Origin of the sequence: Novosphingobium sp. NPDC080210 (assembly GCF_050281025.1) — a bacterium.
In the GTDB taxonomy this organism is placed as follows: Bacteria; Pseudomonadota; Alphaproteobacteria; order Sphingomonadales; family Sphingomonadaceae; genus Novosphingobium.
The window spans coordinates 178,907-199,303 of sequence record NZ_JBNNWL010000003.1 but is presented as its reverse complement, the minus strand read 5'-3'; the positions used below and the strand labels follow the sequence as shown (position 1 = coordinate 199,303).

Annotated in this window: 16 protein-coding genes; 7 read left to right on the top strand and 9 right to left on the bottom strand. The window is 65.6% G+C overall.

All coding sequences use genetic code 11. The features are described 5' to 3' along the window. Positions 1–91 precede the first annotated feature (91 nt). Both ACQKOE_RS09885 and ACQKOE_RS09880 read left to right on the top strand, forming a co-directional pair. On the top strand, positions 92–556 hold the full coding sequence (locus tag ACQKOE_RS09885) for a hypothetical protein (RefSeq protein WP_427512639.1): 465 nt from the start codon (positions 92–94) through the stop codon (positions 554–556). A 10-nt stretch (positions 557–566) separates the two neighbouring features. After that, positions 567–1,607, top strand: coding sequence for a tyrosine-type recombinase/integrase (locus tag ACQKOE_RS09880; protein ID WP_427512638.1), 1,041 nt, complete (start codon positions 567–569; stop codon positions 1,605–1,607). Between the two features lie 140 nt (positions 1,608–1,747). On the opposite strand, the gene ACQKOE_RS09875 is transcribed toward ACQKOE_RS09880, so the two are convergent. Then, a complete protein-coding gene (locus ACQKOE_RS09875) occupies positions 1,748–1,909 on the bottom strand; it encodes a hypothetical protein (RefSeq protein ID WP_427512637.1) in 162 nt (53 codons plus the stop codon). Next, positions 1,909–2,049 carry a hypothetical protein gene (locus tag ACQKOE_RS09870; protein WP_427512636.1) on the bottom strand — a complete coding sequence of 47 codons (141 nt, stop codon included), beginning with the start codon at positions 2,047–2,049 and terminating at the stop codon, positions 1,909–1,911. The genes ACQKOE_RS09875 and ACQKOE_RS09870 overlap by 1 nt, the downstream gene beginning before the upstream one ends. A 236-nt stretch (positions 2,050–2,285) precedes the next feature. Here ACQKOE_RS09870 and ACQKOE_RS09865 point away from each other — a divergent pair, with 236 nt between their 5' ends. From ACQKOE_RS09865 to ACQKOE_RS09855, 3 genes are read left to right on the top strand one after another with little or no spacing between them, the layout of a single operon-like run. After that, positions 2,286–3,890, top strand: coding sequence for an NAD(P)/FAD-dependent oxidoreductase (locus tag ACQKOE_RS09865; RefSeq protein WP_427512635.1), 1,605 nt, complete (start codon positions 2,286–2,288; stop codon positions 3,888–3,890). Positions 3,891–3,894: 4 nt separating this feature from the next. Beyond that, positions 3,895–4,302 carry a GtrA family protein gene (locus ACQKOE_RS09860; protein ID WP_427512634.1) on the top strand — a complete coding sequence of 136 codons (408 nt, stop codon included), beginning with the start codon at positions 3,895–3,897 and terminating at the stop codon, positions 4,300–4,302. Continuing rightward, complete coding sequence (locus ACQKOE_RS09855; protein ID WP_427512633.1) at positions 4,299–6,101, top strand: hypothetical protein; 1,803 nt, start codon at positions 4,299–4,301, stop codon at positions 6,099–6,101. The genes ACQKOE_RS09860 and ACQKOE_RS09855 overlap by 4 nt, the downstream gene beginning before the upstream one ends. Before the next feature lie 21 nt (positions 6,102–6,122). Here ACQKOE_RS09855 and ACQKOE_RS09850 read toward each other — a convergent pair whose 3' ends face one another. From ACQKOE_RS09850 to ACQKOE_RS09840, 3 genes are all read right to left on the bottom strand, one after another. After that, positions 6,123–7,457 (bottom strand): cytochrome P450, encoded by a 1,335-nt coding sequence (locus ACQKOE_RS09850; protein WP_427512632.1) that lies wholly within the window; start codon positions 7,455–7,457, stop codon positions 6,123–6,125. 111 nt (positions 7,458–7,568) lie between these two features. Next, positions 7,569–8,801 (bottom strand): ABC transporter permease, encoded by a 1,233-nt coding sequence (locus ACQKOE_RS09845; protein ID WP_427512631.1) that lies wholly within the window; start codon positions 8,799–8,801, stop codon positions 7,569–7,571. Then, complete coding sequence (locus tag ACQKOE_RS09840) at positions 8,798–9,763, bottom strand: ABC transporter ATP-binding protein (RefSeq protein ID WP_427512630.1); 966 nt, start codon at positions 9,761–9,763, stop codon at positions 8,798–8,800. The genes ACQKOE_RS09845 and ACQKOE_RS09840 overlap by 4 nt, the downstream gene beginning before the upstream one ends. A gap of 68 nt (positions 9,764–9,831) precedes the next feature. Between ACQKOE_RS09840 and queG the strand changes: the two genes are divergently transcribed. Further along, on the top strand, positions 9,832–10,905 hold the full coding sequence (gene queG, locus ACQKOE_RS09835) for a tRNA epoxyqueuosine(34) reductase QueG (RefSeq protein WP_427512629.1): 1,074 nt from the start codon (positions 9,832–9,834) through the stop codon (positions 10,903–10,905). Between the two features lie 105 nt (positions 10,906–11,010). On the opposite strand, the gene ACQKOE_RS09830 is transcribed toward queG, so the two are convergent. The 4 genes from ACQKOE_RS09830 to ACQKOE_RS09815 all read right to left on the bottom strand — a co-directional run bounded on the left by ACQKOE_RS09830 (position 11,011) and on the right by ACQKOE_RS09815 (position 18,429). Next, positions 11,011–15,681 carry an NAD-glutamate dehydrogenase gene (locus ACQKOE_RS09830; RefSeq protein ID WP_427512628.1) on the bottom strand — a complete coding sequence of 1,557 codons (4,671 nt, stop codon included), beginning with the start codon at positions 15,679–15,681 and terminating at the stop codon, positions 11,011–11,013. Positions 15,682–15,811: 130 nt separating this feature from the next. Beyond that, positions 15,812–16,792, bottom strand: coding sequence for an LLM class flavin-dependent oxidoreductase (locus ACQKOE_RS09825; protein ID WP_427512627.1), 981 nt, complete (start codon positions 16,790–16,792; stop codon positions 15,812–15,814). Positions 16,793–16,868: 76 nt separating this feature from the next. Then, positions 16,869–17,684 (bottom strand): tetratricopeptide repeat protein, encoded by an 816-nt coding sequence (locus tag ACQKOE_RS09820; protein ID WP_427512626.1) that lies wholly within the window; start codon positions 17,682–17,684, stop codon positions 16,869–16,871. Between the two features lie 13 nt (positions 17,685–17,697). Further along, complete coding sequence (locus ACQKOE_RS09815) at positions 17,698–18,429, bottom strand: alpha/beta hydrolase (RefSeq protein ID WP_427512625.1); 732 nt, start codon at positions 18,427–18,429, stop codon at positions 17,698–17,700. 106 nt (positions 18,430–18,535) lie between these two features. On the opposite strand from ACQKOE_RS09815, the gene ACQKOE_RS09810 reads away from it, so the two are divergent. Next, the gene (locus tag ACQKOE_RS09810) at positions 18,536–20,188 is read left to right on the top strand and encodes an alkaline phosphatase D family protein (RefSeq protein WP_427512624.1); all 1,653 of its coding nucleotides are present in this window, start codon (positions 18,536–18,538) and stop codon (positions 20,186–20,188) included. Positions 20,189–20,397 lie beyond the last annotated feature (209 nt).

Below are 20,397 nucleotides of genomic sequence, written 5' to 3'. Positions count from 1 at the left end.
CCTACGATCTTCCGGTCCCCTCAGCAGGGGGCCGGTCGATCTGTGTTTTTCGCAGAAAACTGTTGCATACACAAATGTAAGTCCCTACAGGATGGAACTCATTCCCCAATTAGGGATTATACCCTCTGAGCAATTGGGAAAGGAACCAACCATGCAATTATCTCCACAAGACACTAAGATTCCGAAGGGTTCAACAGTCGATGCCGATAGCAAGCTGGGCCTAGAGCGTCAGCGTCTTCGGGCCATCTCTGATGCCCTGTCGCACTTTCGGGAATTAAGCCCGACGATGCCGGTAGGAGAAATATCCATCTTCCTCACCGCAGCCCTGAACGAAGGCTCAAGCCTCAAGGAACTCGCAGAGCTTTCCGATATGCGCCAGTCCACGGCCAGTCGCTATCTGCTGAACCTGTCGGACAAGACGCGCAAGGGAGACGCAGGATACCAACTGCTCAGTCGTGAGAGTGATCCTGATGAGCTTCGGCGCAATATGTACTCTCTGACTGCGAGAGGCCGAAAGGTCATTGCGAAGCTGGTGGCTTCCCAGGACGAAGAATAAGAGGACTGCAATGTCTATCTATCCCGACCGCAAGAACGGAAAGCTGACCGGACGCTACCGAGTAGAGGTGCAGTCGGGTGGTCAGCGTATTCGTATGAGAGCGAGTAGCCTTGATGAAGCCAAGGCTCTCGAACTCTCTATCCTTCAGGGTGAGATAAAGCCCAAGGCATCTAACCCCAAGGATGCCCCAAAGCCGCTCACCCTGAAGGAAGCTATCGGCCAGTCCCAGGGTATCCTCTGGGCTGGTCAGGAAACCGAAGGACGCAGCTTCCGTAAGCTGGCTATCATGTCTGACATCGTGGGTCCTGATATGGCCCTCGAAGAGTTCGACGCGAACACGGTTGATAAGATCGTGAGGCACCTTCAGAACAATGGGCGCTCGGACGGTACGATCAATCGCTACCTCTCCGCTGTCAGTGCGTTCCTTGGGTTCTGTAAGCGCCGTAAGCTGTACAAGGCAGAGCTTCCTGAGCTTGAGTGGCGAGACGAAGACCAAGGGCGTATCCGCTGGATCACGTACTCTGAGGAACGTCAGCTTATGGAGCTTTTGCCAGCGCCATACTCTACAATCGTGTACATTGCCATTCGCACAGGGCTTCGTGCAGCAGAACTTTTGTCCCTCAAGCCGGATCAGGTAGAGCCGCGCTGGATACACCTTTGGAAGACTAAGAACGGACTATCCAGGTCGGTCCCTATAAATGACGAACTGTATAAGCTCCTCACTGCTCTAGTATACAGCGGCTTCCCCGGTTACTTCCAGCTTAGGGACCAGTGGCAGAAGGCACGAAAGGCCATGGGTCTTGACGATGATGATACTTTCGTCTTCCACGCCTGTCGCCACACCTATGCTACGAGGGCTGTCCAAGCTGGGGTGAACATACGTGTCCTTCAGCGGCTCATGGGTCACAAGACCATCAACACTACTCTGCGTTATGCGCACGTAGACGATAAGACACTTTCGGATGCCGCTTTGGATGCCCTTTCCTTCCATGAGGGGAGGGGGAGCAAGGTGGGGGAATTGGCCTCATTTACCCCTCCCACGCTGAACTGACCGTTTCGTAAACCACTGAATATCAGGGCCTAAGTTTTTCGGACTGTCACGGAATGAGACTTAAAATCCCCTGATCCCTGATCGTGTGGGTTCGAGTCCCACCGTCCGCACCACGCTTTCCAACCGCGACGGTCTCCCCATTAAAGCAAAGGCGCCCCCAGTGGCGAGGAGTCCAGTCCGCACAGAAGCATCAGGTCGGTGCGGATCGTGTCGAACCAGGCCCGGTTGACCAGGAACTGGTGGCTCGCCGCGATTTCGAATTTGGTCAGAACAACGGTTAGGCTGGTGGCTGCGGCCGCCATCAGCCGGTCTTCGGCGGCGCGACATTTTCGATCAGCGCTTCGTCAAGATCGCCCTTGCGCTCCAGCTCGGCCAATTGAAACCGCAGACGGCGGTAGGCGTTCAGGTCTGCCTGAAACCCGTCAGGGCCGCGCTCCCCCATTATCGATTCCATAAAGTGCCCCGCATTTCGATCGAAAGGCACTGTGCGGGCCGACCCGTTAATGCGGGATCAGCGGCGATGGTCAAATGATGGTATAGGGATTGGCCTTATCCCGGCTTAATCCACCCCCCTGCAATTCCACGCAGTCGGCGAGATCCCGCCCGGAAAATCGTCGGCATTAACCGCCAGTTAGGCATTTTCCTTCACCAGTGTCGCTTCATAGACTTGGGGGCAAAATGGCTGTTACCGGCTTTACTGGCGCAAACACTATCGCGCCGCAGCGTGAACGAAGCGTTGATGTCGCGATCATCGGAGCGGGGCCGGCCGGCCTGACCGCCGCCTATCTGCTGACCAAGGCAGGCCTTTCGGTCGCGGTGATCGAAAAGGACGAAACCTATGTCGGCGGGATCAGCCGCACCGTCGAGGTCGAGGGTTACCGTTTTGACATCGGCGGGCACCGCTTCTTTTCAAAGTCCCGGCAAGTCGTCGATCTGTGGAACGAGATCCTGCCCGATGACTTCATCGAGCGCCCGCGGATGAGCCGGATCTATTACGAGGGCAAGTTCTACTCCTATCCCCTGCGCGCCTTCGAAGCGCTGTGGAACCTGGGCATCCTGCGCTCCACCCTGTGCATGGCCAGCTTTGCCAAGGCGCGCCTGTTTCCCAACCGGCAGGTCAAGAGCTTCGAGGACTGGACGGTCAATGCCTTCGGCTGGAAGCTCTATTCGATCTTCTTCAAGACCTACACCGAGAAGGTCTGGGGCATGCCCTGCGATGAAATGAGTGCGGACTGGGCGGCGCAGCGGATCAAGGGGCTGTCCTTGTGGGGCGCGGTTGTTGACGGCCTCAAGCGCAGTCTGGGCCTGAACAAGGTTCCCAACGACGGGATGCAGGCCAAGACGCTGCTGGAAACCTTCCGTTATCCCCGTCTCGGCCCCGGCATGATGTGGGAAGCGGCGCGCGACAAGATCCTTGCCAGCGGCAAGGGCGAAGTGCTGATGGACCACGCGCTGAAGCAGCTTTCCAGCGATGGCAGTGGCGGCTGGCGTCTGACGGCCAGCCACGGCGCGGGCGAAACCGTGATCCGGGCCCGTCATGCGATCAGCTCGGCGCCGATGCGCGAACTTGCCGCGCGGCTTCACCCGCTGCCAGAATCGAGCCTGAATGCCACGCAGCTGCGCTATCGCGATTTCCTGACCGTCGCGCTCAAGATCCGCAGCGACGATCTGTTCCCGGACAACTGGATCTATATCCACGATTCCAAGGTGAAGGTCGGCCGGGTCCAGAACTTCCGGTCCTGGTCGCCGGAAATGGTGCCCGAACAGGGCGTCGCCTGCGTCGGCCTGGAATACTTCTGCTTTGAAGGCGACGGCCTGTGGTCAATGGCCGATGACGATCTGATCGCCCTGGCGACGCGCGAGCTGACGCAACTGGGACTGGTCGAAGCCGGTCAGGTCTTTGGCGGAGCCGTGGTCCGGCAGGAAAAGGCCTATCCGGTCTATGACGAGGACTATGCCAGCCATGTCGCGGCCATGCGCCGCGAGCTGGAGGACCGGCACCCGACGCTCCACCTGGTCGGGCGCAATGGCATGCACCGCTACAACAACCAGGATCACGCCATGATGACCGCGATGCTGACGGTGGAGAACATCCTGGCGGGCGAGCGGGTCTATGACGTCTGGTGCGTCAACGAAGATGCCGAATACCACGAAGCCGGAGCGGAAGGCGCCGAAGCGGAACTGGGTAGCCGCCGCGCCCCCAGCGCCGATCAGGCTGCGGCACTGGCCTCGCTGCGGGACGTGCCGGAACGCGTGGTCCCGGTCACGCGCGACGCGGCCTGACGTTATGCTGCGCCGCGCCGCCGATCTGGTGTTTCTGCGCTATATCGCCGCCAGCGGCTTTGCCCTGGCCGTGGACATGGGCACTTTCATGGCCCTGCTGGCACTGGGCAATCCCGCCGCGCCAGCGGCGGCGGCAGGCTATGGCCTGGGGATCGTGGCCCATTGGCTGATTTCCAGCCGGGCGGTGTTTACTGCCGGCGTTGCCGAACGGGGGCCGGAGCGGCACCGCCAGAAGGTGCTGTTCGTCGGCTCTGCCCTGGTGGGTCTGGCGCTGACCACGGCCATCGTCGGCCTGGGCACTGCGCTGGGCCTGGATCCCCGACTGGCCAAGCTCCTGGCCATCGGTGCCAGTTTCACGCTCACCTGGTTGCTGCGCGAACGGGTGGTATTCCGCCGGGCACCTGCGCCGTGATCCTGATGGAACGCCGCCGCCCGCCGCTCTCGGTCGACCTGCTCCAGCGGGTCGGCCTGGTCTGGTTGCTGGTCTCGGCATTCCTTGTCGCCGTGCGGTGGCCCGACATCGCGGCGATGCGGCTGACCGATTCGGACGACAATCTGCGTCTGGTCCAGTTGCGCGATCTGCTGGCCGGGCAGTCCTGGTTCGATCTGCATCAATATCGCATCTCCCCGCCGGACGGGGTGCTGATGCATTGGTCGCGGCTGGTCGACCTGCCCCTGCTCCTTGTTTACGCGGTCCTTGCGCCGCTCCTGGGCGGCCATGCTGCCGAACAGGCGGCAGTGGTGATCGTGCCCTTGCTGACTCTGGGCGCTGCCTTGCTGCTGGTCGGGCGGCTGGCCTGGCGCATGGTGGGCGAGGATGCCGTGTTCTATGCCTGTGGCGCACTGGTCCTGTCGCTTGGCGCCCTGGTGCAATTGCAGCCATTGCGGATCGACCATCACGGCTGGCAGATCGTTTGCCTGCTCGCCGCGCTGAACGGTCTGGCCGCGCGGGATGAGCGCACCGGCGGGCGCGTTGCCGGGGTGGCCATGGGCCTGGGCATGACGATCAGCCTTGAGCTTCTGCCGCTTGCCGCGCTGATCGGCGGGGTCGCCGCGCTGCGCTGGTTGCGCGATCCCAAGGCGCCCGCGCTGTGCCTGTCCTACGTTCGCGCCCTTGCGGTCAGTGCGGCGATCGCATTTCTCGCCACGCGCGGACTGGCCGATCTTGCCGGACATTGCGACACGCTGTCGGTGCCTTACCTGGCCGGGCTGGTGGTGATTGCGGCCGGTCTTTCCCTGCTGGCGCTGGCGGGTAATCTGCCTGCACCGGCTCGGGCCTTGGGTCTGGCGGGAGCTGCGGCCGCCGGGCTGGGCGTGGTTCTGGCGATTGCGCCGCAATGTTCGCGCGGGCCTTTCGTCATGCTCGATCCTTTGGTCCAGCAATACTGGTACGCGAATGTGGGCGAAGGCATGCCGGCGTGGCGTCAAGACGGGCGCACGCTCCTGCGCCTGTTGGTGCCATCGCTGGCCGGCCTGTGGGCGGTATGGCAGCTCTGGCAGGCCAGCGCCGGATGGCTGCGGCGGTTCTGGGGCGAGTATCTGCTGCTTGTCCTGGGCGGCATAGCCCTGGCGCTGCTGGTCAGCCGTTCCGCGGCTTTCGCTGCCGCCCTGGTGGCCGTCCCGCTCAGCTGGTTGCTCTACAACTGGCGGCGGCGCGCGCTCAATGCCCGCAAGCGCGGGGAAAAGGCCGCGCTGGCAACGATGGCGCTGGTCATCCTCCTGCCCGACGCACCGCTTGGCGTGGCACGGATCGCTTCACCGGCGCGGGCCAGCTCCGGTCCGGCGGTGCAAGAGGTTTGCGACGTTCCCGCCGCTGCCACCGCGCTGCGCCGCCTGCCCGCTTCAACCATATTTGCCCCGATCGACAGCGGCCCCCTGCTGCTGGTGCATACCCCCCACAGCGTCGTGGCAACCGCCCACCATCGCGCGGCCCAGGGACTGCATGACACCATCGCCGCCTTTCTTGCCGCGCCCAGTCAGGCCGAAGCGATCGTCCGCAAGCGCGGAGCCCGCTACGTGCTGATCTGCCCGGGCCTGGTGGAAGCGGGGATATACCGCCGGGCTGCGCCGGGCGGGTTCATGGCCCGGCTGGTTGCGGGGCAGACGCCCGGCTGGCTTCGTCCCATGCCCCTGCCCCGCGAAAGCGGTGCGCTGCTGTGGGAAGTGCTGCCCCCCGGTGGGCTGGCCGGCGCAGGGCCGGTCAGGCCCTGACGACCGGCTTCGCAGCGACGCCTAGAACTTCTCCAGCGTCACTTCCATCTTGCGGAAGCCGTGGACGAAGTTGGCGCGGACCCGTTCCACCTTGCCCGTGACGTTCACCCGCATCCGCCGCTTGTGCATTTCCTCCATCAGGATCTTCAGCTGCAGTTCGGCCAGGCGGGCACCGACGCAGCGGTGGATGCCATAGCCGAAGGACAAGTGGCGGCGGGCGTTTTCGCGGTTCAGGATCACCTTGTCGGGATCGGTAAACACTTCCTCGTCCCGGTTGGCCGAGATGTACCACAGGATCAGCTTGTCACCCTTTTTGATCTGGTGGCCGAACAGCTCCGCGTCCGCCGTCGCCGTGCGCCGCATGTGCGCCAACGGGGTCTGGAAGCGGATGATTTCCTGCACCGCATTGGGGATGACCGACGGATCGGCTTCGTACAGTGCGCGCTGGTCCGGGAAGGAATGCAGCGCGTGGATGATGCCCGACATGGTGTTGCGGGTGGTGTCATTGCCGCCGACGATCAGCAGGATCAGGTTGCCCATGAATTCCTGCGGGCTCATCTGGTTCATCGCGTCGGAATGAATCATCATCGAGATCAGGTCGCGGCTGGGCGGCTTGCCCATGCGGTCGATCCACAGCGTCTTGAAGTACTGCGCCATCTCCTGGAAGATTTCCCAGCGCGTATCGTTCAGTTCGCGGGCAAAGCTCAGTTCCACGTCGCCGGCCCAGTCCGACCAGAAGGTCAGCAGGCGGCGGTCTTCCCAGGGAAAGCCGAACAGGATCGCCAGCATCCCGGTGGTCAGTTCGACCGAGACCTTGTCGACCCAGTCGAACTGTTCGCCATAAGGCAGGGTGTCGAGCGTGGCCGCGGTGCGGGCGCGCACCTCCTCGGCCATCTTCTCGATCTCACCCGGGGTAAAGGCCGGCGCCACCGTGCGGCGCTGGCCGGTGTGCTCGGGCCGGTCCATGGCGATGAACATCGGCAGGCGGCGCTCGGCCAGCTGCTCTTCGGTCACGTCCTTGGGCGGTTCGGTGATGGTGATGCCGCCATACTGCCAGGACGACGAATAGAGTTCCGGCAGGGCCTCGACATGCTGGATCGCCTTGGAGCTGGCGATGTTCCAATAGGGGCCATAGGGCGATTCCGGCACATAGTTGACCGGCTCCTTGGCACGCATTTCGGCAAAGATCGGCTGCCAGCGGTCCTCGACGTAAATGTCGGAGCGCGACACGTCCCACGGATGGGTGTGCTTGGGCAGTTCCTGGCCGTGTTCCTTCAACCAGCCTTCAAAGGCTTCGGTCGCGGTGGGCGAACTGCGGTAGATGAACTTTTCCGGACTGGCTGCCTGGGTGGCCATCGCTTCTCTCTCCAAATGCCGCACCTTGGTCGATGCGTTGCTTGTCGAGACTTATCCGGCGCAACTTACCGAAATGTCAATAGGACCTCGGTGAACTGCGGGCAGCGTCGGTCAAGCAGCGGCGCGGCCGAACCACTTGCGTTTGCGCTGGACCGCCGGACCGCTTTTCATCACCCGCTTCCTGAACATGGCGGCACCCAGGCGGACGAAGACGGCAACGCAAAGGACCTGCCAGGCGATGGTCAGTCCGTGGACCACCAGCCCCTCATGCTGCGCCGCCTTGGCCAGCATCATGAAAGGGGAAGAGAACGGAATGACCATGGCTGCCGTTTCGATCCAGGTGCCTGCCTTGGCCATGGCGAACCCGGCGAAGAAGAAGTTCAGCAGTTGCAGCATGGTGACCGGCATGGACAGGGTCTGAACCTCGCGGACCGTGGTGGCGAGCGAACCGATGGCGAGGAACACCGAGCCAAGCAGCAGGTAGCCGAGCGAGAAATAGACCACGCCCAGCAGCAGGAACGCCGGCCAGCCCACCGCCGGATCGGCATAGTCCGACAGGCTGTGGCCCGCCGTGAACCAGGCGGCTCCGCCCACCGTGGCCCAGACAGTGATTCCCACCCAGGATACGGCCAGCATCGCAAACAGCTTGCCCAGGAAGACGGCATCCATCGGGATCGCTGCGGCCAGGACCTCGATGATCTTGTTGCCCTTTTCCTCGACCAGGTTGGACAGGACCATGCCCGCCAGCAGCATGGTCAGCAGGAACAGGACCGTCTGGCCCACTTGCGCCGTCAGCAAGCGGCTGCGCGTCTGGTCCGCCTTGGACGTGGCAATGCTGGAAAGCGCAACTGCGGGAAGCGCCTTGGGTCCGTTGCCGGCGGCCTGCGCAGCGATCAGGGCGACACGGCCCTGCCAGTCCTCGATCCGCTCGATCGGTCCGGTCAGGACCGGGGCCTGGGGCGTTCCGGTGACGACAGCGGCCAGGTTCGCCTCGTTCGATTTCATCGCGCCGACCGGGTCAAAACTCTCGCCCGGTTGCAACTTGCGCACCACGACCAGGCCCGGAATCGACGGCCCGATCCTTTCGGCCAAGGCCTGCTGTGCCGCAACCATGGCCTCGGCGTCCGCAGGCGCCATGGCGACGCCCAGCATGGGCCGCTGGATGCTGTCCTTCACTTGCTCTCCCACCCCGCCTGCGAGCGCGCCGACCACGAAGGGGAACAGCGGGCCGAGCAGGAAGAAGATGAAGCTGCGCGAAAACAGGATCGCGGTGAAATCGCGGCGCGCCACCACGAAGGCGGCGGTCAGGGTGGAAAGACGTCCGGTCCGGTTATGGCTGCTCACCGGCGCAACTCCTCTTTCTCTTCGGCCAGGGCCTGGGCGGCGGCCTCCCCGGCAATCGCCACGAAGGCATCGTGCAGGCCGGCCCGCTCGATCGAGAGCGAGAGGATGCCCGCTTCTCCCTCGATCAGGGCGCGCAGCAGGGGTTCGATCCCGCTTTCCGGCAGGCTGAAGAACCAGAAGCTGCCTTCATGGCGGGCGTCCGCTGGCAGGGCGGCCCGCCAGGCTCCGTCCCGGGCGCGGGTTTCGAGCCGCACCTGCGGTCTGATCCGGTCGCGCGCCAGGTCGACTGGCCCGGCAAAGGGCACCTTGCCCCCGGCGATGATCGCCACTTCGTCGCACAGGCGTTCGGCATGGGCGATGACATGGGTGGAGAAGATGACGGTCGTGCCGCGCTCCGCCAGGCTGCGGATCATCCGTTCCAGCTTGCCCTGGTTGAGGGCGTCCAGACCGGAAAACGGCTCGTCGAACACGACCAGGCGGGGATTGTGGACCAGGGTTCCCAGCAATTGCACCTGCTGGGCCATGCCCTTGGATAGCTGCCGGATCTCACGGTCGATGGCATAGCCCAGGCCGTGCTCCTCCAGCAGTTCCTTGCCGCGCCTGCGCCCTTCGCGCAGCGGCAGGCCGCGCAGCGCGCCGAGGAATGCAATCGCCTCAAAGGCCTTCATTGCCGGATAGAGCCCGCGCTCTTCGGGCAGGTAGCCGATGGTGTGGGCAACCTCGTGCGGGCGCTCGGTCCCCAGCACGCGGCGCAGGCCCTCGTCGGGATCGATGATGCCCAGCAACATGCGCAGGGTCGTGGTCTTGCCCGCGCCGTTCGGGCCCAGGATGCCGTAAATCGATCCTTCCGGGACGGCCAGGTTCACCCCGTCCACCGCCGTGAATCCGTCGAACCGCTTGACCAGACCGACCGCTTCGATTGCCAGCGGCCGGGTTTCTGCGCCGCCTGCGTTGCTCGTCATCGGTCCATCGCCTAGTTTCATCATTTCCGCCCACTATGGAGCGGGAATGAACAGGAGCAACAGGAACTTTGGTTAACGCCGCGTCTATTGCCGCGCTTCGCCAGGATCTGGCCGCAGAGGCGTTGCGGCTGGGCTTTGCCGCCTGCGGGATTGCCCCGGCGGCGGAAGACCCGCTGCGCGCGGCGCGGCTGGAACAATGGCTGAGCGAAGGACTGCACGGCGGCATGGACTGGATGGAAAGCCGCGCCCATCACCGCCGCAGCCCCGAAGGCCTGTGGCCCGAAGCACGCAGCGTGATTGCCCTGGGGATGTGCTATGCTCCTGCCCGCGATCCCCTCGCCCTGGCTGACCTGCCGGACCGGGCGCGGATCTCGGTCTATGCCCAGGGCGGCGACTATCACGATACCGTGAAAAAGGCGCTGAAGGCCTTGGCGCGCTGGCTGGTGGCCGAAGCGGACAAGCGCGGGCTGGGCGAAACCGGCGTGAAGGTCTTCGTCGATACGGCCCCGGTGATGGAAAAGCCGCTGTGCGAAGCGGCGGGCCTGGGCTGGCAGGGCAAGCACACCAACCTGGTCAGCCGCGACCATGGTTCGTGGCTGTTCCTGGGGGCGATCTATACCACGCTGGAATTCGAACCGGACCCGCCGGGGCGCAATCGCTGCGGCTCCTGCACCGCCTGTCAGGACGCCTGCCCCACCGCCGCTTTTCCCGCGCCTTACCGCCTCGATGCGCGGCGCTGCATTTCGTACCTGACCATCGAGCTGAAGGAGGCGATCCCGCTGGAATTCCGCAAGGCGCTGGGCAACCGGATCTATGGTTGCGACGATTGCCTGGCCGTCTGTCCGTGGAACAAGTTTGCCAGCAGCGCCCATGCGATGAAGCAGTTCCTGCCTCGCGCCGAACTCGCCGCGCCGCGCCTGGCTGACCTGCTGGCGCTGGACGACGCGGGGTTTCGCAAGCTGTTTTCCGGTTCCCCGATCAAGCGCATTGGCCGCAACCGGTTTGTCCGCAATTGCCTCTATGCGGCAGGGAACAGCGGCGATGCAAAGCTGACCGGCCCGGTGCAGGCGCTGCTGGACGATTCCGATCCGGTGGTGGCCGAAGCGGCGGCCTGGGCGCTGGGGGAACTGGTGCCAGACTAAGCCAATCGTCATTGCGAGGAGCGCAGCGACGAAGCAATCTAGGGCGGTTTGTGCGGCCCTGGATTGCTTCGCTTCGCTCGCAATGACGAGGAGGGTTTGTGCCCCCTAGCGCCCCAGCAGGTTGCGTGCCTGGCTGGCCAGTTGCGCCAGCATGGCCGGAGCGACCGGAACGGCGGCCTGGGCGCGGGCAATGACGCGGCGGAACTGGGCAATGCCTTCGGCGTGCTGCTCGGCCCAGGCCGTTACGGCGCTGGCCGCGTCGCCATTCTCAGCCATCTTGCGGCGCAGGAATTCCAGCCGCATCTGCTGAAAATCGCGGGCGAGGCCGTTGACCAGCAAGCGCTCCCACGGGTCGGACGGGCTCATCCGCGCGGCGGTCTGCTGCGCCCAGTCCAGCCCCATGCGCCCGCCCAGGTCGGCAAAGGCCGCGGTGATGGCGCGGGCCGGTGCGCCGCTTTCGCGGGCCAGCCGGGCCAGGCCCACGGTGCCATCCAGGTCCTGCAGCCGCGCGACCAGCGCCGCCTCTTGCGGAGGTGCCCCGGCCTCGGCCAGTTGCGAGCGCATCCGTTCGGACTGCGCGCGGACCTCGCCCGAGAACAGGCTTTCGGTATCGCGCGACAGGTCTTGCACCCCGGCCTGCAGTTCCGCCACCAGTTGCGAGGGGGTGCAGGTGTGTCCGCCCACCCGCAGCAGGTCGGCGATGTGATCTGCCAGAGCAGCGGCGGCGCGGTTGAACAGGGTGATGCGCGCGGTTTCGCTCATCGGAGCGGTTTCGAGCCGCTGCCAGATGTCGGCCATGCCGAACAGCCGCTCGGCCGCGACGAATGCGGCGGTGACCTGGGCCAGGCTCGCGCCTTCCTCCTCGGCCAGTTCGAACGGATGGATCAGGCCCAGGCGGTTGATCATCCGGTTGGCCAGCTTGGTCGCGATGATCTCACGGCGCAGGCGGTGGTCCAGGATGTCCTGCTGGAACTCGCTGCGCATCGGTGCGGGAAAAGCGCGCAGCAAGTCATCGGCCAGGCCCGGATCGTCGGGCAGGGCGGAATCCTCGATGGCGGCTTGCAGGGCCAGCTTGGCGCTGGACAGCAGCACGGCCAGTTCGGGGCGGGTCAGCCCGCGCCCGTCGGCGGCGCGGCGGGTGAAGACCTCGCTATCGGCCAGGCCTTCGGTCTTGCGGTCAAGCTGGCCGGAACTTTCCAGCGTTTCGATCAGGCGCAAGTGCGATGCCGTCGCTTGCGGACCATCGGCCTGGGCAATGGACAGGGCCAGGGCCTGAAGGCGGTTGTCCTCCAGCACCAGATCGGCGACCTCGTCGGTCATTTCGGCCAGCAGCTTGACCCGGCCATCTTCGTCCAGCCGTCTCGCACGCTTGGCTCCGGCCAGGGCGATCTTGATGTTGACCTCGTTGTCGGAGCAATCGACCCCCGCGGAATTGTCGATGAAGTCGGTGTTGTTGCGCCCGCCGTGGATGGCGAATTCGATCCGCCCGGCCTGGGTGCAGCCCAGGTTCGCGCCCTCGCCGATCACCTTGGCGCGAACATCCGCGCCGTCGACGCGCAGGGCGTCGTTGGCCGGATCGCCCACCTGCACGTTGTTTTCGGCACTGCTTTTCACATAGGTGCCGATCCCGCCAAACCACAGCAGGTCGACCTGGCTTTTCAGGATCGCGGTGATCAGGCTGTCGGGATCGATGCTCTCCGCCTCGATCCCCAGCATGGCGCGGACCTCGGCGCTGAGCGGGATTTCCTTGGCGCTGCGCGGGAAAATGCCGCCGCCCCGACTGATCAGGCTGGCGTCATAGTCTTCCCAGCTTGAACGCGGCAGGGCGAACATGCGGGCGCGCTCGGCCCAGCTTTTCGCCGGATCGGGATCGGGGTCGAGGAAGATGTGGCGATGGTCGAAGGCGGCGACCAGCAGAATCGCCTGGCTCAGCAACATGCCATTGCCGAACACGTCGCCGGACATGTCGCCGCAGCCCGCGACGCGGACCGGCTCGCTCTGGACGTCCACGCCCATTTCCAGGAAATGACGCTGCACCGAAAGCCAGGCCCCGCGCGCGGTGATGCCCATGGCCTTGTGGTCATAGCCCTTCGATCCGCCGCTGGCGAAAGCATCGTCCAGCCAGAAGTCATGCTCTTCGGCGATGGCATTGGCCGTATCGGAAAAGGTGGCCGTGCCCTTGTCGGCGGCGACCACGAAATAGGGGTCCTCGCCATCGCGGATCACCACCTGGGCCGGGTGGACCACCTTGCCGCCGACGATGTTGTCGGTGATCGACAGCAGGGTGCGGATGAACAGCTTGTAGCTTTCCTTGCCTTCCGCCAGCCAGCCATCGCGGTCACGCGCCGGGTCGGGCAATTGCTTGGGATAGAACCCGCCCTTGGCTCCGGCGGGAACGATCACCGCGTTCTTCACCTTCTGCGCTTTCATCAGGCCCAGGATTTCGGTGCGGAAGTCGTCGCGCCGGTCCGACCAGCGCAGCCCGCCGCGCGCGACCGGGCCGGAGCGCAAGTGAATGCCCTCCACCCGCCGTGAATAGACGAAGATTTCACGCCACGGCAGCGGCTTGGGCAGGCCGGGAACCAGCGCCGAATCCAGCTTGAAGGCCAGGGCCGCCTGACCGGCCGGAGCAAAGGCATTGGTGCGCAGGCAGGCTTCGACCACGGCGCGGAACTGGCGCAGCAGGCGGTCGTCGTTGATCGCCTTGACCTGGGCCAGCCCGGCGCGGATTGCTTCCTGTGCTGCGGCTTCGGCGCTCGCGCGGTCACCCTGGAACAGCGGATCGTGCCGCGCGACGAACAGCGCGACCAGGGCGCGGGTAACGCCGGGCGCGTTCTGCAAGGCATCGACGGCGGTGGGGACCGAATAGTTCAGCCCCGCCTGGCGCAGATAGCGATACCAGGCGCGCAGCCAGTCCGCCTCCCCTGCGGAAAGCGAGACGGCAGAGATCAGGCGGTTGAACGGATCATCTTCCGCCGCGCCGTTCAGCACATTGCCGACCGCCGCCTCGATCGCTTCGGCCCGGTCCATCAGCGTGGCTGGCTCCAGTCCAGCTGGAACGGACAGCAGGAAGTCGTGGATCGTGCCGAGCTTCCCGCCGTCAAGTTCGGTCGGCACGTCCTCGATCACGCGGAAGCCGAAGTTCTCCAGCGCCGGGACTACGTCGGACAGGGCCAGCGCCCCGGTGCGCTGATAGAGCTTGAGCCGCAACACTCCGGCATCGTCGCCCGCAACCAGGTGCAGGCGCGCGCCGCGCCGCAGACCCGCCTCGCCTTCGCCAGCCAGCCGGCGCAGACGCCCGATATCGACTGCCGCTTCTGCCGCGCCGTAATCATTGCGATAGGCCAGCGGGAAAGCTTCGGCATAGCGGTGCGCCAGGGCCGCCGCGCGCGAGGGTTCCTCGCTGGCGGCAATCTCTGCCTCGACCGCGTCCGCCCAGCCGCGCAGCATGGCGCCCAGCCGCGCATCGAGCGCCGCCTCGTCCGGCAAGCGCGCGACTTCGGGCAGGTCGAGCACGACCTGGATCAGGGCGAGCTGGCCTTCGATCTGCGTGCTCCAGTCCATGACCGGGGCGCCAGCGGCTTCGACCAGCATGGCCTGGACTTGCAGGCGCGTTCCGGTCGACATGGCATCGCGCGGAATCCACACGAAAGCGAACAGGTGGCGCTGCAAGGGGGCGCAGACCAGGGCCAGCTTGGGGCGGGGGCGGTCGGTCAGGCTCATCGTTGCAGTGGCCAGCCGCTCGACATCGGCCTCGCCAAAGCTGACCAGCAGGTCGTGGGGCAGGGTGGTCAGGGCATGGACCAGCGCCTTGCCCGCATGGCCCTGCGCGGAAAAGCCGAAGCGCCTGGTCAGGTCCGCCAGGTTGGAGCGCAGGCGCGGGACCTGGGTGGGCGAAGCGGCCAGAGCGGCGCTGGTCCAGATTCCGGCGTGGACCGAAAGCGCGGTCACGCGGCCCTGCTCGATCACCGGCAGGATGAACAGGTCCAGCGGGGTGCGGCGATGGACCTGGCTGGTCCGGTTCGATTTGACCACCAGCGGAACCCGCGCCCCCTTTTGCCCCTCGAACCAGGCAAAGGCGCGTTCATAGGAAACCGGGCCGAGCAATTCGCTCGCGCTGGTGCGGCAGATGCCCAGCGCATCGGTCTGGCTGCCATCGCGGTGGCGGGTGACATGGCCGAGCTGGGTCAGCATCCCGTCCTTGAACCAGCGCAGCAGGGCCGCGCCTTCGCTGTCCGGGCAAGTGTCGGCATCGCTGGCCATGACGGCCTGCATCCGGGGCCAGTCCTGCACGGCGGCGCGGACATCGGCCAGGGTCGCCTGCAGGGCGCGCTCCAGTTCGCGGCGGTGGCGTGCGTCGGCCCGGCGGGTCTCGACATAGACCATCGATTCGCGCTTTTCGCCGGCAGCTTCGCCCGCCACGATCTCGGTCAACCGGCCTTCCGCATCCCGGCGGACCGGGATGACCGGGTGGATCAGGCGGTCGATCGACAGGCCCTGCGCGGCAATCGCGGAGGCAATGGAATCGACCAGGAACGGCATGTCGTCGTTGATCAGGGCGAGGCGCATGAAGCGCTCACCGGCGGCGCCTGAAACCGATTCGATCCGGATGGCTGGTTCACCGGCCTGGCGGGCGGAAGCGGCGGAAATCGTGAATTCGGCAGCCTGGGCCAGACCGTCACCCTGGAACGGCGGATCGCCGGGTAACATTGCGCCCGACAGGCGCTGGGCCAGAACCGGGGCAAGGGGGCTGGCCGGGGCGGGCTTCGAACTCATCGCTTCTGGCTCCTCGGCGGGGAAACCGCCATTCCTGTGTGTTATATTATTGCTATCATGCGTAGCAATTTTTCACACCCTAGGCCAAAGTAGTCACAGCTGCAACCACCTTTCCCCTACGGAATTAAGCCTAAGCCACGGCTTTTGCCGTTAATTCAAGCGAGCGGCGGCGCATGGCTGGATCATAGGTGGCACCCGATACGATAATCTCGTCCGCGCCGGTCCGTTCCACGAACCGCGCAAGATCGGCACGGACTTTTTCCGGCCCGCCAATCGCGCTGACCTGGCGCATATGTTCCAGCATGGCGAGCTGGCTGGGCGGCAAGGTCTGGCGATAGCCGGGGACCGGTGGCCTCAGCCTTCCGGGCGTGCCGCTGCGCAGCGCGACAAAGCTTTGGTCCATCGACGTGCCGAGAAGCGCGGCTTCCTCGTCATCCTCTGCCGCGATCACGTTGATGGCCGCCATGACATACGGCTTGTCCAGCCAGGCTGAGGGGCGGAATTGCTTGCGGTACATGTCCAGCGCCTGGTCCAGATGGTCCGGCGCAAAGTGCGAGGCGAAGGCATAGGGCATGCCCAGCATCGCGGCGAGCTGCGCGCCGAACAAGCTGGAGCCGAGCATCCACATTTCCACCTGCGCGCCATAGCCGGGCGTGGCGCGGATCGGCAGCTCCGGCTCACCGGTCAGCAGCGCGCGCAGTTCCATCACGTCTTGCGGGAAATATTCCGCCGCGCGGGACAGGTCCTTGCGCAGGGCCTGGCCAAAGCGCGCGTCCGCACCCGGAGCGCGGCCCAGGCCCAGGTCGATCCGGCCCGGAAACAGCGCATCCAGCGTGCCGAACTGCTCGGCAATCACGAAGGGGTTGTGGTTGGGCAGCATGATCCCACCCGAACCGATCCGGATCGCGCGCGTGGCCTGGCCGATATGGGCCAGGACGACCGAGACGGCGCCCCCGGCCACGCCTTCCATCGCGTGATGCTCGGCCACCCAGAACCGCTTGTATCCGGCGGCCTCTGCCGTCTGCGCCAGCGCTGCCGCATCGTGCAGCGCATCGCCCACGCTGCCCCCTTCGCGCACGGTGACCAGATCGAGGACGGACAAGGAAACCATCGTTCAGCCTATAGAGTCGTCATTGCGAGTGCAGCGAAGCAATCCAGCGCGGTTTGCGCAAGCCCGGATGCCGCGCTTATTTCCCCAGCTGGTCCAGATAGGTCTGCGCGGTCTTTGCCGCATCGCTGCCGGGCGCGGCCGTCAGGACCGATTGCCAGCTTTTCCGCGCCGCATCCTCGCGGCCGAGCAGCAGGGCGATGACGCCCGCCTCCAGCCCGATCCGGGGATCGACCGGCATCAGCTGCGCGGCCTGCTCGATCTGTGCTTGCGCTGCGGCCAGATCCCCTTGCCGGCGCGAGAGCGTGGCGGAAAGCAGCCAGGCTTCGGCATTGACCGGATCGGCGCTGCGCGCCGCCGCCAGGGCTGCAGCCGCATCGGCAGGGCGGTCCAGTGAAACCAGCGCGGTCGCGCGGTCGACCTGCACGGCAGAGCGCAGCTTGCGGTCGCTGCCCTTGGCCGAATCCGCCGCCGCCAGATCCAGCGCGGTGAGTGCCCCCGCCGGGTCCTGTGCGGCCAGGCTGGCATTGCCGGACAGGGCAGCAAGGCGCGCGCGTTCGTCGGCCTGGCTTTCCGGGGTATCGGCGCGGGCCGCGAGGAACAGCGGCGCCGCTTCGGCCCAGCCCTCGATCCGGGTCAGGGCCATGGCGTGGCATTGCTTCGCGCCTGCGCGGTCCTGCATGGTCTTGGCCTTGGCCAGCCATGCCTCTGCCACTTCGATCCCGTCGGCGGGGCGGGTCATGGCGAGCTGCAGGCAGTCTTTCAGCATATCGCTGTGCGGGGGCGGAGGAGCCACGGCTTCGGCCTTTTTCTTGGGGATCGCCAGCGGCGCCTGCGGCAAGGCGCCGCCGGGTCCGACCTGGAGCATCAGGGGGATAAGGATGGAAAGGGGCATGGCGTGGTCCTGCTCAGCCCAGCGCGGCGACGGTTCGCAGCAACAGGGCAATGTCCGCATCGCGCGACAGGCGATGATCCCCGTCTTTGATCAGCGTGACCTGCACATCGGCTGAACGCAGCGCCTCTGCCAGCCGCAGCGACACTTGCCACGGGACGTCGGGATCGGCCTGACCGTGGAGCAGGCGCACCGGGCAATCCAGCGTGATTGCGCTATCCAGCAGTCGCAACCACTCACCATCCTGCCAGAAGGCGGCATGAGTCGGCGTCGGTTCCGGGCCATAGGGATTGTCTTCGAACAGCGTCTCTCCGCTGGCGAGCAGGGCCTTTTGCTCCGCGTCAAAACCCCAGTCGGTAAAGTCCGGCGCGGCGGCAATCCCGATCAGTCCCGCTACCCGGCTCTGCAGTTCCAGCGCGACCAGCAGCATCAGCCAGCCGCCCATGGACGAACCGATCAGCACGACCGGACCGGGGCAATGCGCCTCGATCAGGGTGGTGACTTCCTCACGCCAGCGGCTCAGCGTGCCATCGGCGAATGTGCCTGAACTTTCCCCGCAGCCGGAATAGTCCAGCAACAGGCAGGCGCGGCCCTGGGCGCGGGCCCAATCGAACACCGCGGTTGCCTTGCCGCCCGCCATGTCGGACATGTAGCCGGGCAGGAAAACCAGCGTCGGCCCGGTGCCGGGCGCATGGCGGAAAGCGATCCGGCGGCCGTCAGGAAGGTTATGAAAGCGCGTTTCAGTCATGCCGCCTTGTGGTGGAGCGGCGCGCCAAGGGCAAGCGGATCGAACAGCCATTGTCCTGTCACGAAAGGCGGCTAGTCTGCGCGGCAAAAGCCAGGGAGGAACCGCCATGCCAAGCCCGCTGCCCGAAGCCGCCGATCACACCCCGCTGCTCACCGCCAATCGCCGCAATGCGCTCAAGCTGGGCCTGCTCGGCCTGACCGGTCTTGGCGCGCCGGCTCTGGCCCAGGGCGCGCGCGGCTTTACCCACGGCGTGGCGAGCGGCGAGCCGGGGCCGCAGCAGGTGCTGCTCTGGACCCGCTACCTGGCCGATCAGGACACGGCGCTGAAATGGGAAGTGGCGCAGGACGCGGACTTTGCCCGGATTGTGGCGCAGGGCGATTGCACCGCCTCCCCCGCCAACGATTGCTGCGCCAAGGCCTGGGCCAAGGGGCTGGAGGCGGGGCAGTGGTATTACTACCGCTTCATTGCGCCCACCGGCGAAGTGTCGCTGATCGGGCGCACCCGGACCCTTCCGGTGGGCAAGGTGCCGCGGTTCAAGATCGCGGTATTCTCGTGCTCCAATTACGGCTTTGGCTGGTTCAACGCCTATGGCCATGCCTGCGAGGCGGGCGATTTCGACCTGGCCGTGCATCTGGGCGACTACTTCTACGAGTATCAGCGCGGGGTCTATCCCAGCGAAAAGCAGGGTCTGGCAGAGCGGCTGGTGCCGATCAACGAGACGGTGACCCTGGCGCAATACCGGGAACGCTTTGCCACCTACCGCGCCGACCCGGACTTGCAGCGGCTCCACCAGCTTTATCCCACCGTGACCGTCTGGGACGATCACGAAACCGCCAACGACACCTGGCGCGACGGGGCCGAGAATCACCAGCCCGATGAAGGTGACTGGGCCACGCGCAAGGCGATGTCGGAAAAGGCCTACCGCGAATGGCTGCCGGTGTCGGACGACTATTACGCCAGCTATGAGCTTGGCGATCTGGCCACGCTGTTCCGGCTGGAGACGCGGCACATCGCGCGCGACAAGCCGTTCGAACTCGACGAGATCTTCGCCGCCGCCGGCCCCGGCAAGGCCGAGGCCGCGCTGGCGGCTTTCCGCTACGGGGAATGGCGCGATGCCCGCCGGGGCCTGCTGGGTGCAGAGCAGGAGGTCTGGCTTGGTGCGGGCCTGAAGGCCAGCGCGCGCGCGAAGAAGCCGTGGCAGGTGCTGGTCCAGCAGGTCATCATGGGCAATCTTGCCATGCCGCAGAACCTGGCCGAAGGCATGGCCGCCGATGCGCCCGGCTGGCTGAAGCAGCGCATCCAGTCAGCCACCACCGCTTCGGCCCAGGGGCTGCCGTGGAACATGGACGCCTGGGACGGCTACCCCGCAGCGCGCGAACGGCTCTACCGCTCCTCGCTGGAAGCCGAGGCCAACCTGCTGGTCTTTACCGGCGACAGCCACAATGCCTGGGCTTTCGACCTGGATCATCAGGGGCAGAGGGTCGGTGTGGAAATGGCGGGCCATTCGGTCACTTCACCGGGCGCCGAGAATTCGGTCCGCTGGCGCAGGCCGGAAGACCTGGCCAAGGACATCGTCGCCCGCAACGAGCAACTGAAATGGTGCGATACTTCGCGGCGCGGTTACCTGGCGGTGGAACTGACCCCCACGGCTGCGCTGGGCGAATGGCGCTTCCTGGCCAATGTCCGCCAGCGGGGCACGGCGCTTGCCGGGACCAAGGGCATGGTGGTGCTGGCAGGTCAGCGCAGGTTTTCGGTTTAGTTGCCCTTTAACCGGTCCGTTGCTAAAGGCGCGCCATGCACAAGGTTTGCGCCTCAACGCTGACTACTACCACCACCCCGGGCTTCCCGGGGCGGGCCGTTTTCGCCTAGGCGAAGCGTGCCGCCACCCGGGTTCGGGTGGCAGGCGTCTCCTCCCGAAACCCGCTCCATAGACGCTGCCCCTTCCGGTGCGCCCCGGCTTGTGCCAAA